Genomic DNA, 13,405 nt, shown 5'->3' with positions numbered 1-13,405 from the left:
ACGCGGGAAATAAGGAAAGAGAATTGACTCCGGAGTGTACAATTATTACAATCCGGCCTCTTTAATCACCCACGGCTTCGGCGTCCGTCATTCGAAACTCGGTCGGGCATCCGCAAAAGTCATGAATTTTTTCAAGTTTAGGTAGAAATCGCCATGAAACGCACTTTTCAACCGTCTGTACTGAAGCGCAACCGTTCTCACGGCTTCCGTGCTCGTATGGCTACTAAAAATGGTCGTCAGGTTCTGGCACGTCGTCGTGCTAAAGGCCGCGCTCGTCTGACCGTTTCCAAGTAATAAAGCTAACCCCTGAGTGGTTAAGCTAGCATTTCCCAGGGAGTTACGTTTGTTAACTCCCACTCATTTCACTTTCGTCTTCCAGCAGCCACAACGGGCTGGCACGCCGCAAATCACCATCCTCGGCCGCCAAAATTCGCTGGGGCATCCCCGCATCGGTCTCACAGTCGCTAAGAAAAACGTTAAGCGTGCGCATGAACGCAACCGGATTAAACGTCTGACGCGTGAAAGCTTCCGTTTACGTCAGCACGAACTGCCTTCTATGGATTTCGTGGTGGTGGCTAAAAAGGGGGTTGCCGACCTCGATAACCGTGCTCTCTCGGAAGCGTTGGAAAAATTATGGCGCCGCCACTGTCGCCTGGCTCACGGGTCCTGATAGCCCTCATTCGGGTCTATCAACGCCTGATTAGTCCGCTACTCGGGCCGCACTGCCGTTTCACACCAACATGCTCAAGCTACGGAATTGAGGCATTGCGCAGGTTTGGAGTGATAAAAGGCAGTTGGTTGACGGTGAAACGCGTATTAAAATGCCACCCTTTACACCCCGGTGGAGACGACCCCGTCCCCCCAGGACCTTTTGATACCAGAGAACACTAACGATGGATTCGCAACGCAATCTTCTTATCATCGCTTTGTTGTTCGTGTCTTTCATGATCTGGCAGGCATGGGAGCAGGATAAAAATCCTCAACCCCAGCAGCAGACCACGCAGACCACGACCACCGCAGCGGGTAGCGCCGCCGACCAGGGCGTACCGGCCAGTGGCCAGGGGAAACAGATTACGGTTAAGACCGATGTGCTTGAGCTGACTATCAACACCCGTGGTGGTGATGTTGAGCAGGCGCTGCTGTTGACCTACCCGAAAGAGCTGAAGTCTAACGAACCGTTCCAGTTACTGGAAACCACACCGGAGTTCCTGTATCAGGCGCAGAGCGGCCTGACCGGTCGTGATGGCCCGGACAACCCGGCTAACGGTGCGCGTCCACTGTATAACGTCGAGAACGACACCTTTGTACTGGCTGATGGCCAGAACGAACTCGTTATCCCGATGACCTACACCGACGCGGCAGGCAACACCTTCACCAAAACCTTCACCCTGAAACGCGGTGAGTATGCGGTGAACGTGGGCTACAGCGTACAGAACGCCGGTGCGAAACCGCTGGAACTGTCTACCTTCGGTCAGCTGAAGCAGTCCATCAATCTGCCGTCACACCGTGACACCGGAAGCAGCAACTTTGCGCTGCATACCTTCCGTGGCGCGGCGTACTCCACGCCTGATGCGAAGTACGAGAAATACAAATTCGACACCATTGCCGATAACGAAAACCTGAACGTCAGCTCCAAAGGCGGTTGGGTAGCAATGCTGCAGCAGTATTTCGCGACCGCGTGGATCCCGAATAACGACGGTACGAATAACTTCTACACCGCGAACCTGGGCAACGGTATTGCAGCCATCGGCTACAAATCACAGCCTGTTCTGGTTCAGCCGGGTCAAACCGGTAAGCTGGCAAGCACCCTGTGGGTCGGCCCGGAAATCCAGGACAAAATGGCCGCTGTTGCGCCGCACCTGGATCTGACCGTGGATTACGGTTGGTTGTGGTTCATCTCTCAGCCGCTGTTTAAGCTGCTGAAGTTCATCCACAGCTTCCTGGGTAACTGGGGCTTCTCCATCATCGTTATCACCTTCATCGTGCGTGGCATCATGTACCCGCTGACCAAAGCGCAGTACACCTCCATGGCGAAGATGCGCATGCTACAGCCGAAGATTCAGGCGATGCGTGAGCGTCTGGGCGATGATAAACAGCGTCAGAGCCAGGAGATGATGGCCCTGTATAAAGCAGAGAAAGTGAACCCACTGGGTGGTTGCTTCCCGCTGCTGATTCAGATGCCAATCTTCCTTGCGTTGTACTACATGCTGATGGGTTCCGTTGAGCTGCGCCACGCGCCGTTCGCCCTGTGGATCCATGACCTGTCCGCACAGGACCCGTACTACATCCTGCCGATCCTGATGGGCGTGACGATGTTCTTCATCCAGAAGATGTCGCCAACCACCGTGACCGACCCGATGCAGCAGAAGATCATGACCTTTATGCCGGTTATCTTCACCGTGTTCTTCCTGTGGTTCCCGTCAGGTCTGGTGCTGTACTATATCGTCAGCAACCTGGTGACCATCATCCAGCAGCAGCTGATTTACCGTGGTCTGGAAAAACGTGGCCTGCATAGCCGCGAAAAGAAAAAGTCCTGATTCGGTAAGATAACGCTAAAATAAGGGCGGTCGATTGACCGCCTTTTTTATTTGTATTGAACGAGAGCAACCATGAGCCATAACGACACTATCGTCGCCCAGGCAACCCCACCGGGACGCGGTGGTGTAGGCATTCTGCGCATCTCCGGCCTGAAGGCGCGCGAGGTGGCAGAAGCGGTGCTGGGTAAACTGCCAAAGCCGCGCTACGCTGATTACCTGCCGTTTAAAGATGCCGACGGCACGCCGCTGGACCAGGGCATTGCGCTGTGGTTCCCCGGCCCGAACTCCTTTACCGGCGAAGACGTGCTGGAACTTCAGGGCCACGGCGGCCCGGTTATCCTCGACCTGCTGTTAAAACGTATTCTGACCCTGCCTGGCCTGCGCATTGCGAAGCCGGGCGAGTTCTCCGAACGTGCCTTCCTCAACGACAAGCTCGACCTGGCACAGGCCGAGGCGATTGCAGACCTGATCGACGCCAGCTCTGAACAGGCGGCCCGCTCCGCCCTGAACTCGCTGCAGGGCGCGTTTTCCGCACGTGTGAATCACCTTGTGGAAGCACTTACTCACCTTAGGATCTACGTGGAAGCGGCTATCGACTTCCCGGACGAGGAAATCGACTTCCTCTCTGACGGCAAAATCGAAGCCCAGCTAAACCAGGTGATGAGCGATCTGGATGCCGTCCGCGCCGAAGCGCGTCAGGGCAGCCTGCTGCGTGAAGGGATGAAGGTCGTCATTGCTGGTCGCCCTAACGCCGGGAAATCGAGCCTGCTGAACGCCCTGGCGGGCCGTGAAGCGGCGATCGTCACCGACATAGCCGGGACCACCCGCGACGTGCTGCGCGAGCACATCCACATCGACGGGATGCCGCTGCACATTATCGACACCGCGGGCCTGCGTGATGCCAGCGACGAGGTTGAGCGCATCGGTATCGAGCGCGCCTGGCAGGAAATCGAGCAGGCCGACCGCGTGCTGTTTATGGTGGACGGCACCACGACCGACGCCGTTGACCCGGCGGAGATTTGGCCAGACTTTATCGCCCGTCTGCCGGCCAAGCTGCCTATCACCGTGGTGCGTAACAAAGCGGACGTTACCGGCGAAACGCTCGGTATCAGCGATGTGAATGGTCACTCACTTATTCGCCTGTCGGCGCGTACAGGGGAAGGCGTGGAAGCCCTGCGTAACCATCTCAAGCAGAGCATGGGCTTTGATACCAGCATGGAAGGCGGCTTCCTGGCGCGTCGCCGTCACCTGCAGGCGCTGGAAGAGGCGGCACGCCATCTTGACCAGGGCAAAGCGCAGCTGATTGGTGCGTGGGCGGGTGAACTGCTGGCGGAAGAGCTGCGTCTGGCGCAGCAGAATCTGAGCGAGATCACCGGGGAGTTTACGTCGGACGATCTGTTGGGCAGGATTTTCTCGAGCTTCTGTATCGGTAAATAGTTTCCGCTAATTGATGGTGATTTCCTCTCAGGAAATCACCATTGTCCAAATGGCAACTCGCCTAATCCCTTTTCACCCCCTATTCTGCATGCCTGCATTTATGGGGGGTTTATGGCGCGTTTTCTGTTTTGTAGTTTCGCATTAGTTCTGCTTTATCCGTCGGGTATTGATATGTATCTGGTGGGATTACCGCACATCGCCCGCGATCTGGGTGCCAGCGAAGCGCAGCTGCACATTGCGTTTTCGGCCTATCTCGCAGGAATGGCGTCGTCGATGGTCTTTGCCGGGAAGATCGCGGATAAGGCTGGCCGTCAGCCCGTCGCAATAACCGGAGCCATCATCTTTGCCCTGGCCTCTCTTCTCTGCTCACAGGCACAGAACAGCACCTTGTTCCTGGCAGGACGGTTCATCCAGGGCATTGGTGCCGGCGGCTGCTACGTGGTGGCGTTTGCCATTTTGCGCGACACCTTAAGCGCCCAGCGCCGTGCTAAAGTGCTCTCCATGCTGAACGGGATAACCTGCATCATTCCGGTCCTGGCACCGGTTGTAGGCTATCTGATCATGCTGAAATTCCCGTGGCAGAGCCTGTTCTGGACCATGGCTGCAATGGGCGCCCTGGTCTTTATGCTGTCGATCGCCGTACTGAAAGAGACCCACCCGGGCTCGCAGAATCCCAGCCATACCGCGACCATTCATCCGGCAGAGAAACTTCTCAATCGCTTCTTCCTCAGCCGTCTGACCGTAACCACGTTAAGCGTGGCAGTGATCCTGACGTATGTAAACGTTTCCCCGGTGTTGCTGATGGAGACCATGGGTTTCGATCGCGGTGAGTATTCCACGGTAATGGCATTAACCGCTATGGTCAGTATGGCCGTCTCATTTTCTACCCCCTTCGCGCTGAATCTCTTCCGCCAGCGCACGCTGATGCTGACCTCGCAGGCACTGTTTCTCGCCGCAGGTGTGGTTCTGGCAACCACCAGCTCGCATGCGCTGATGCTGGTGGGCATTACGCTCATCTGTGCCGGGTTCTCGGTTGGCTTTGGCGTGGCGATGAGTCAGGCGCTTGGCCCGTTCTCGCTGCGGGCAGGCGTGGCAAGCTCGGTGCTGGGGATCGCGCAGGTCTGCGGCTCGTCTCTGTGGATATGGCTGGCGGCGGTCATCGGACTTAACGCGCTCAATATGCTGATCGGGATTCTGATTGGCTGTAGCATAGTCTGCATCACCTTACTTATGGTCATCCAGCCCGCGGCACAGTATGAAGAAGCCCATCAGCAGTCTCGATCTTAACCTGTTGCTTTGCCTGCAGCTTTTGCTGCAGGAGCGCAGCGTCACCAAAGCCGCAAAGCGGATGAACGTGACGCCGTCGGCGGTGAGTAAATCGCTGGCCAGGCTGCGCGACTGGTTTGACGACCCGCTGTTTGTCAAAACGCCGTTAGGGCTGCTGCCTACGCCGCTGACAGTCAGCCTGGAGCAGGATTTGGCCGACTGGATGCAGATCGGCAACCAGATCCTCGATAAATCTCACCATGATTCGCCTGGCGGGCTGACGTTCGTGCTGGCCGCCGAAACGCCGCTGATGCTCATCCGCTTTAACGCCCTGCTTGAGCAGGTGAACCAGCGTTATCCGCAGGCGACGGTGAAGATGCGTCACTGGGATTACGACTCGCTGGACGCCATTACGCGCGGGGAAGTGGACGTTGGCTTCACCGGTCGCGAAACCCACCCGCGCTCGCGTGAACTGCTGAAGCTGATGCCGTGGTTTATCGACTACGAAATCTTGTTTAGCGACCGTCCATACGTCTATTTGCGTGAGGACCACCCCGCTCTGCAGGAGGAGTGGAATCTGGAGACCTTCCTGCGCTATCCCCATATCAGTATCTTCTGGGAACGGAGCGACACCTGGGCGCTGGATGAGGTGCTAAAAGAGATGGGGCGGGAGAGAAACATTGCCATGTGTTTGCCGGGTTTTGAGCAGTCGATGTTTATGGCGGCGCAGCCCGGCCATAACTATATCGCCACGGCTCCCCACTACTGCCGCCACTACAATGATCTCCACCAGCGGAAGCTGATCGCGCTTCCTATTCCCATTGACGAAGCGCAGGCTGAAAAGCTGACCGTTCCCTTCACGCTGATCTGGCATAAACGGAACAGCCATAATCCGAAAATCCTCTGGCTGCGGGAGACCATCAAGGCGTTGTACGGTGGTAGCGATCCAATTTTTGCCTAAGAAAATGTAAAGTTCGGCCTTCAGGCTTCTCTTACTTCGATTTACTGATTAAAACAGGAGTCAAGTTAAGCGATAATCATGTAACCGTTTAACCGATTACGACCATTATCAAGGAGCGAAAAATGGCAACGCACTTTGCAAGAGGGATACTTACAGAAGGACGTCTCGTATCGGCCAGACTCTCTTCAGCCTGTCACAGTGAGGCGCTCAAACTCCCCGAACACCGCAGGACGCGGTTTTTAGCCTCGAGAGCACTTCTCGCAGAACTGCTGTTTATGCTGTACGGCACCAGCGAACTGCCGGAGATCGTCACGCAACCAGAAGGCCGCCCGGTTTTTGCTGACCCGGAACTCCCCCGTTTTTCCATTGCCTATACGGGCAATATCATTGGCGTGGCGCTGACCACCGAAGGGGATTGCGGGCTGGATATGGAGCTTCAGCGTGCGACGCGGAGCTTCCACGGCGCAAGCCCGCACGATGACTACCCGCTCTCCAGTAATGAGAAGCTGTGGGTACGCAACCAGAACGACTCCGTCGAGGCCAGAGCCCAGCTCATCACCCTGCGCCAGAGTATTCGCAAGCTCTGCGGATGCGCTTCAGACGACGCCAACCTGTTGCAATTGTTGCCCGGCTCCGGACGCCTGCGTGCCGCTAAAGCTACGCTTGTAGAGGCGCTCAGCGATGCAGAAGATGTGTTGATATGGTCTGTTGCAGTTAGCCCAGCCATTGAACGGCTAAAGATTTGGGAATTTGACAGTAAAGAGGGATGGAGTAGCCTTCCGGATGTGCCCGAGCGCGCCAACGAGCCCGCCGCACGCCTGATGCGTTTAACCAGTTTACCGGCAGAAAAAGCATTTACCCATAGCTGATCCAATCAGGGTCATCATGATGAAACAGGAGTAATCATGTCTGATACGTTGAAAGTAGTTACGTTACTGGGAAGCCTGCGCAAAGGTTCATTTAACGGAATGGTTGCCCGCACGCTGCCGCAGCTGGCCCCGGCAGGTATGGAAATTAGCGCCCTGCCATCTATTGGCGATATCCCGCTGTATGATGCAGATATCCAGCAGGAAGAGGGGTTCCCGCAGAGCGTGGAGGCGATAGCCGAGCAGATCCGCCAGGCCGACGGTGTGGTCATTGTCACGCCGGAGTATAACTACTCGGTTCCGGGTGGCCTGAAGAACGCCATTGACTGGTTATCCCGTTTACCGGAGCAGCCGCTGTCTGGCAAACCGGTGCTGATCCAGACCAGCTCAATGGGCGCGATTGGTGGCGCACGCTGCCAGTATCACCTGCGTCAGATCCTGGTGTTCCTGGATGCGATGGTGATGAACAAGCCGGAATTTATGGGCGGTGTGATTCAAAACAAGGTCGACCCGCAGACGGGTGAAGTGGTGGATCAGAGCACGCGTGACCATCTCTCTGGCCAGCTGACCGCGTTTGGGGATTATATTAAGCGGGTGAAGGCGTAAGCCGGAGCGGCCTGATGCCCTCACCCTGGCCCTCTCCCACGTGGAGAGGGAACAAACCTGTTTATTTCGCGTCAATAAACACAATCTTCAACACAAACAGCAGCGCAACGATAATCACGCACGGGCTGAGTTCGCGGAAGCGGCCGGTACCGATCTTCATGACACAGTAAGAGATAAAGCCCAGCGCGATACCTTCGGTGATCGAGAAGCTGAACGGCATCATCACGGCGGTAATAAAGGCTGGCACCGCTTCGGTTAAATCTTCCCACTTCACGCGCGCCAGGCTCGACGTCATCAGCACGCCCACGTAAATCAGCGCGCCGGCAGCCGCATACGGTGGAACCATACCCGCCAGCGGAGAGAGGAAGATCACCAGCAGGAACAGGATACCCACCACCACCGCCGTCAGGCCGGTACGGCCACCCACGGACACGCCGGAAGAGGATTCAATGTAAGCGGTAACAGATGAGGTGCCGATGAAAGAACCCGCCACGGAAGAGATGCTGTCCACATACAGCGCCTGCTTCATGCGCGGGAATTTGCCTTTCTCGTCAGCCAGACCCGCTTTGTCCGTCACGCCAATCAGCGTACCGGAGGAGTCAAACAGGTTGACCAGCATGAAGGAGAAGATCACGCCCGCCAGGCCCAGGTTCAGGGAACCCGCCAGGTCAACGTGACCAATCACGGTAGAGACGCTCGGCGGCGCAGAGACAATACCGCTGTAATGCACGTCACCCAGCATCCAGCCCAGCAGCGTGGTCACGATGATAGAGACCAGCACCGCAGCGTGGATGTTGCGCGACGCCAGGATCGCGATGATGAAGAAGCCCAGCACGCCCAGCAGCACGCTGTGCGAGGTCAGGTTACCGATGCTCACCAGCGTTTCCGGGTTCGCCACGATCACACCGGCGTTTTTCAGACCCATCATGCCGATGAACAGACCGATACCGCTGGTGATACCCACGCGCAGGCTCACCGGGATATTGGCAATCATCCAGTAGCGGACGCGGAAGATGGTCAGCAGCAGCAAGCCGACCGCACCCCAGAAGATAGCGCCCATACCAACCTGCCACGGCAGGCCCATCGCCTGAACCACCACGAACGCGAAGAACGCATTCAGGCCCATAGCGGGTGCCAGCGCCACAGGCAGGTTAGCGAAAACGCCCATCAGGATGCTGCCAAGGGCCGCGATCAGACAGGTGGTAACAAAGACGGCGCTGGTGTCCATGCCAGCGACGCCCAGAATTTGCGGGTTCACAAAAACGATATAGACCATCGTCAGGAAGGTGGTGAAACCGGCGATCACTTCGGTGCGTGCCGTTGTGCCGTGCTCGCGCAGTTTGAATACGCGCTCAAGCAGACCCTGACCAGATGTCTGGGTTGTGTGTTGTTGACTCATCATCAATTTCCGAACAAGGAGGGAAAATTCGTCGCTATCCTATACCAAAATGCGACAATAGTGGCGGTTACGGGATACTTTTTTCATTGATTATGCTTATACGGCAACGATTGCGTCTCGTAAATCTGTCGTACGTAAACGTTAAACTTGTTAAAAGGGAAGGGCATGTCCGGAATTGAAGCGGTATTTTTCGACTGTGACGGTACGCTGGTCGACAGTGAGGTCATTTGTTCCCGCGCGTATGTCGCCATGTTCCAGGAATTTGGCATTACGCTCGATCTCGAAGAGGTGTTCAAACGCTTTAAGGGCGTGAAGCTGTACGAGATCATCGACATCATTAACGAAGAGCACGGGGTGGATCTGGCGAAAGCGGAGCTGGAACCGGTGTACCGCGCCGAGGTCGCACGCCTCTTCGACTCAGAACTGGAAGTTATTGCCGGGGCTAACGCGCTGCTGGATGCGATGACGGTGCCAATCTGCGTAGTTTCCAACGGTCCGGTCAGCAAAATGCAGCATTCACTGGGCAAGCTTGAAATGCTCCACCACTTTCCGGAAAAACTGTTCAGCGGCTACGATATCCAGCGCTGGAAACCCGATCCGGCCCTGATGTTCCACGCGGCGAAAGCGATGAACGTCAACGTGGAGAACTGCATTCTGGTGGATGACTCGCCTGCGGGCGCCCAGTCGGGGATTGATGCGGGGATGGAGGTGTTTTACTTCTGTGCCGATCCGCACAACAAGCCGATCGATCATCCAAAAGTGACGACCTTTACCGATCTGGCGCAATTGCCAGAGTTGTGGAAGGCACGCGGGTGGGATATTACGCGTTAAGCTAACGTAGGGCGGGTAAGCGCCAGCGCCACCCGCCACAACCATCACTCTTTCGGATCTTTACCCGCCAGCAGCTTGTCCAGCTCGTCGCCGCCCACGTGACGGAAGTCCTGACCCTTCACGAAGTAGAAAATATATTCGCAAATGTTCTGGCAGCGGTCGCCGATACGCTCGATAGAGCGCGCGCAGAACAGGGCCGTCAGCACGCTTGGGATGGTACGGGAATCTTCCATCATGTAGGTCATCAGCTGACGCACAATGCCTTCATACTCCTGGTCGACTTTCTTGTCTTCACGGTAGATACGCACCGCTTCGTCCAGATCCATACGCGCAAAGGCATCCAGCACGTCGTGCAGCATCTGCACAGTGTGGCGGCCCAGCGACTCCAGGCTCACCAGCAGCGGCTGATGCTGCTGGGAAAACTTCTCCAGCGCGGTGCGGCAGATTTTATCCGCCACGTCACCAATACGTTCCAGCTCGGCGATGGTTTTAATGATCGCCATTACCAGACGCAGGTCGCTCGCGGTCGGCTGACGCTTGGCGATAATACGCACGCAGGCTTCATCGATCGCCACTTCCATCATGTTGACGTTATGGTCGCCTTCGATGACGCGCTTCGCCAGCTCGCTGTCCTGGTTATGCATTGCCGTAATCGCATCAGAAAGCTGCTGCTCGACCATGCCACCCATGGTCATCACCTGCGTGCGAATACTTTCCAGCTCTGCGTTGAACTGGCCTGAAATGTGTTTATTAAGATTGAGGTTGTCCATGGTTTCTCCACATGCACTAAGGCAAATCAACCGTAGCGGCCAGTAATATAATCTTCGGTTTGTTTCTTCGCGGGCCGGGTGAACAGCGCGTCCGTATCGCTGAACTCAATCAACTCGCCCAGGTACATAAACGCCGTGTGATCTGAGCAACGCGCAGCCTGCTGCATGTTGTGGGTCACGATAACCACGGTGTAATCCTGCTTCAGCTCGGTGATCAGCTCTTCAATACGGCCGGTTGAGATCGGGTCCAGCGCTGAACATGGTTCATCCAGCAGCAACACTTCCGGGCGAATGGCGATACCGCGCGCAATGCACAGACGCTGCTGTTGACCACCGGAGAGAGAGTACCCGCTCTGATGAAGTTTATCTTTGGTTTCGTTCCATAATGCGGCCTTGGTCAATGCCCACTGCACGCGCTCGTCCATGTCCGCACGGGAGAGCTTCTCAAACAGGCGAACGCCAAACGCGATGTTGTCATAGATGGACATCGGGAACGGCGTCGGTTTCTGGAACACCATGCCCACTTTGGCACGCAGCAGGGCGATATCCTGGGCCTGGGTCAGAATGTTTTCGCCATCCAGGATAATTTCACCTTCAGCGCGCTGCTCCGGATAGAGCGAATACATTTTGTTAAAGGTACGCAGCAGCGTGGACTTGCCACAGCCAGACGGACCGATGAATGCCGTGACCTGGTTCTTAGCGATATCCAGGTTGATGTTCTTCAGGGCATGGAATTTGCCGTAGTAGAAGTTCAAATCACGAACCTGAATCTTACCCGGGGCAGTATCAACCATACTCATTGACTCATTTCCTCATTCGACGCCGCGAGCTGCCGCGCCGTAAAAAATTAACCGTGTTTCTTCTTCGCGAAAATGACGCGCGCCAGAATGTTCAGCAACAGTACGCAAAGGGTGATGATCAGCACCCCGGCCCAGGCCAGCTGCTGCCATTCCGCGAATGGGCTCATCGCAAATTTAAAGATCGTCACCGGCAGGTTGGCGATCGGCTGCATCATGTCCGTGCTCCAGAACTGGTTGGAGAGGGCAGTAAACAGCAGCGGTGCCGTTTCACCGGCAATACGGGCGATAGCCAGCAGAATACCGGTCATGATCCCGGAGACCGACGCTTTGAGGGTGATCGCAGAAATCATTTTCCATTTCGGCGTACCCAGCGCGTAAGCTGCTTCACGCAGGCTATCCGGCACCAGTTTCAGCATGTTTTCGGTGGTACGAATGACGATAGGCACCTGCAGCAGCGCCAGCGCAATTACGCCCGCCCAGCCGGAGAAGTGTTCCATTTGCGCGACTACGATGGTGTAAACAAACAGGCCCACGACAATCGACGGAGCGGAAAGCAGGATGTCGTTAATGAAGCGAATCACCTCTGCCAGCCAGGATTTACGCCCGTACTCGGCCAGGTAGATGCCGGCCATGATGCCCAGCGGCGTACCGAAAACGGTCGCCCACAGGATCAGCAGGCCGCTGCCCGCCAGGGCGTTCGCCAGACCACCACCCGCCGTATTTGGCGGCGGCGTCATCTCGGTGAACAGCGCCAGAGACATTCCATCAATACCACGGGTGATGGTGGACATCAGGATCCAGATCAGCCAGAACAGGCCGAATGCCATCGTTGCCATGGAAAGCGTCAGCGCAATGCGGTTTTTAAAACGACGCTTCGCCTGCATTTTGCGGCGGGATTCGGCAAGCTGAGCGGTGCTTTGCATTTCGAGAGTTGCCATCAGCGTGCCCCCTCATTTTTCGCGAGACGCAGGATCATCAGCTTGGAAATCGCCAGAACAATGAAGGTGATAACGAACAGAATCAGACCCAGTTCCATCAGCGCTGCGACGTGAAGCCCGGATTCCGCTTCGGCAAATTCGTTTGCCAGCGCGGAGGTAATACTGTTACCCGGCATATAGAGTGAAGCGCTGTCGAGCTGGTAGGTGTTACCGATGATAAAGGTGACCGCCATAGTTTCACCCAGCGCGCGACCTAAGCCCAGCATTACGCCGCCGATCACCCCATTTTTGGTGAACGGAAGGACAATGCGCCAGATAACTTCCCAGGTGGTACAGCCGATGCCGTAGGCCGACTCTTTCATCATCACCGGGGTTTGTTCGAAGACATCGCGCATTACCGCCGCAATGTACGGAATAATCATGATGGCGAGGATCACACCTGCCGCCAGAATACCGATACCGAATGCCGGGCCAGAGAACAGGGCTCCCACAAACGGAACGGCGGAGAGAACATTACCTACCGGCTCCTGGAAATACGTGGCAAACAGCGGCGCAAAGATAAACAGGCCCCACATGCCGTATACGATACTTGGGATGGCCGCCAGCAGTTCGATGGCTATACCCAGCGGGCGACGCAGCCAGCCCGGCGCCAGTTCCGTCAGGAACAGCGCAATACCGAAGCTTACCGGAACCGCAATCAGCAGGGCAATGAACGAGGTCACCAGCGTACCGTAAATCGGCACCAGCGCACCGTAGATATCGTTCGGCGCGTCCCACTCTTTGGTCCACAGGAAGGAGAAACCGAATTTCTGAATGCTCGGCCAGGAGGAGAAAATCAGAGACACGATAATGCCGCCCAGCAGCAATAGCACAATCAGCGCAGCCAGTTTGACCAGCGCGCCGAAAATCATGTCACCTTTTTTACCCGGAGGGTTAAATGCAGGCTTGGTTGCAGCCATAAATCACTCTTCTGTTAAACGCGTTTACGAAATCG

At 56.1% G+C, this 13,405-nt stretch carries 15 protein-coding genes; 10 read left to right on the top strand and 5 right to left on the bottom strand.

Annotation, left to right across the window (positions count from 1 at the left end; all coding sequences use genetic code 11):
* The first annotated feature begins 153 nt into the window (after positions 1 to 153).
* The 9 genes from rpmH to DG357_RS22835 all read left to right on the top strand — a co-directional run bounded on the left by rpmH (position 154) and on the right by DG357_RS22835 (position 7,673).
* Positions 154 to 294 carry a 50S ribosomal protein L34 gene (rpmH, locus tag DG357_RS22875; protein ID WP_000831330.1) on the top strand — a complete coding sequence of 47 codons (141 nt, stop codon included), beginning with the start codon at positions 154 to 156 and terminating at the stop codon, positions 292 to 294.
* A gap of 16 nt (positions 295 to 310) precedes the next feature.
* Entirely contained in the window at positions 311 to 670 is a 360-nt protein-coding gene (rnpA, locus tag DG357_RS22870; protein WP_014072458.1) for a ribonuclease P protein component, read from the top strand.
* Entirely contained in the window at positions 634 to 891 is a 258-nt protein-coding gene (gene yidD, locus DG357_RS22865) for a membrane protein insertion efficiency factor YidD (protein WP_001307474.1), read from the top strand. Before rnpA ends, yidD begins: the two co-directional genes overlap by 37 nt.
* Before the next feature lie 2 nt (positions 892 to 893).
* Positions 894 to 2,537 (top strand): membrane protein insertase YidC, encoded by a 1,644-nt coding sequence (gene yidC, locus DG357_RS22860; RefSeq protein ID WP_028014931.1) that lies wholly within the window; start codon positions 894 to 896, stop codon positions 2,535 to 2,537.
* 72 nt (positions 2,538 to 2,609) lie between these two features.
* Positions 2,610 to 3,974 (top strand): tRNA uridine-5-carboxymethylaminomethyl(34) synthesis GTPase MnmE, encoded by a 1,365-nt coding sequence (gene mnmE, locus DG357_RS22855; protein WP_028014930.1) that lies wholly within the window; start codon positions 2,610 to 2,612, stop codon positions 3,972 to 3,974.
* 111 nt (positions 3,975 to 4,085) lie between these two features.
* Positions 4,086 to 5,261 carry an MFS transporter gene (locus DG357_RS22850; RefSeq protein WP_088204438.1) on the top strand — a complete coding sequence of 392 codons (1,176 nt, stop codon included), beginning with the start codon at positions 4,086 to 4,088 and terminating at the stop codon, positions 5,259 to 5,261.
* The gene (gene yidZ, locus DG357_RS22845; protein ID WP_069733403.1) at positions 5,230 to 6,201 is read left to right on the top strand and encodes an HTH-type transcriptional regulator YidZ; all 972 of its coding nucleotides are present in this window, start codon (positions 5,230 to 5,232) and stop codon (positions 6,199 to 6,201) included. The genes DG357_RS22850 and yidZ overlap by 32 nt, the downstream gene beginning before the upstream one ends.
* Positions 6,202 to 6,323: 122 nt before the next feature.
* A complete protein-coding gene (locus DG357_RS22840) occupies positions 6,324 to 7,070 on the top strand; it encodes a 4'-phosphopantetheinyl transferase family protein (protein WP_088204437.1) in 747 nt (248 codons plus the stop codon).
* A 36-nt stretch (positions 7,071 to 7,106) separates the two neighbouring features.
* Positions 7,107 to 7,673 carry an NADPH-dependent FMN reductase gene (locus tag DG357_RS22835; RefSeq protein ID WP_088204436.1) on the top strand — a complete coding sequence of 189 codons (567 nt, stop codon included), beginning with the start codon at positions 7,107 to 7,109 and terminating at the stop codon, positions 7,671 to 7,673.
* A gap of 61 nt (positions 7,674 to 7,734) precedes the next feature.
* On the opposite strand, the gene adeP is transcribed toward DG357_RS22835, so the two are convergent.
* Positions 7,735 to 9,072, bottom strand: coding sequence for an adenine permease AdeP (adeP, locus tag DG357_RS22830; protein ID WP_145965165.1), 1,338 nt, complete (start codon positions 9,070 to 9,072; stop codon positions 7,735 to 7,737).
* Positions 9,073 to 9,237: 165 nt separating this feature from the next.
* On the opposite strand from adeP, the gene yieH reads away from it, so the two are divergent.
* Positions 9,238 to 9,903 carry a 6-phosphogluconate phosphatase gene (gene yieH, locus DG357_RS22825; protein WP_045630884.1) on the top strand — a complete coding sequence of 222 codons (666 nt, stop codon included), beginning with the start codon at positions 9,238 to 9,240 and terminating at the stop codon, positions 9,901 to 9,903.
* 44 nt (positions 9,904 to 9,947) lie between these two features.
* On the opposite strand, the gene phoU is transcribed toward yieH, so the two are convergent.
* Genes phoU through pstC form a run of 4 tightly spaced genes read right to left on the bottom strand, consistent with a single transcriptional unit; the run spans position 9,948 to position 13,370 of the window.
* Positions 9,948 to 10,673: a phosphate signaling complex protein PhoU gene (gene phoU / locus DG357_RS22820; protein ID WP_003861153.1), complete on the bottom strand. Its 726-nt coding sequence runs from the start codon at positions 10,671 to 10,673 to the stop codon at positions 9,948 to 9,950.
* A gap of 26 nt (positions 10,674 to 10,699) precedes the next feature.
* Entirely contained in the window at positions 10,700 to 11,473 is a 774-nt protein-coding gene (pstB, locus tag DG357_RS22815) for a phosphate ABC transporter ATP-binding protein PstB (protein WP_010426574.1), read from the bottom strand.
* A gap of 47 nt (positions 11,474 to 11,520) precedes the next feature.
* Positions 11,521 to 12,411 (bottom strand): phosphate ABC transporter permease PstA, encoded by an 891-nt coding sequence (gene pstA, locus DG357_RS22810; RefSeq protein WP_014881893.1) that lies wholly within the window; start codon positions 12,409 to 12,411, stop codon positions 11,521 to 11,523.
* Positions 12,411 to 13,370 (bottom strand): phosphate ABC transporter permease PstC, encoded by a 960-nt coding sequence (pstC, locus tag DG357_RS22805; RefSeq protein WP_028014924.1) that lies wholly within the window; start codon positions 13,368 to 13,370, stop codon positions 12,411 to 12,413. Before pstC ends, pstA begins: the two co-directional genes overlap by 1 nt.
* Between the last annotated feature and the right edge of the window lie 35 nt (positions 13,371 to 13,405).

It is taken from the genome of Enterobacter bugandensis (assembly GCF_900324475.1).
GTDB lineage: Bacteria > Pseudomonadota > Gammaproteobacteria > Enterobacterales > Enterobacteriaceae > Enterobacter > Enterobacter bugandensis.
The sequence above is the reverse complement of the archived record's forward strand: the minus strand, read 5'-3'. Positions and strand labels throughout refer to the sequence as shown.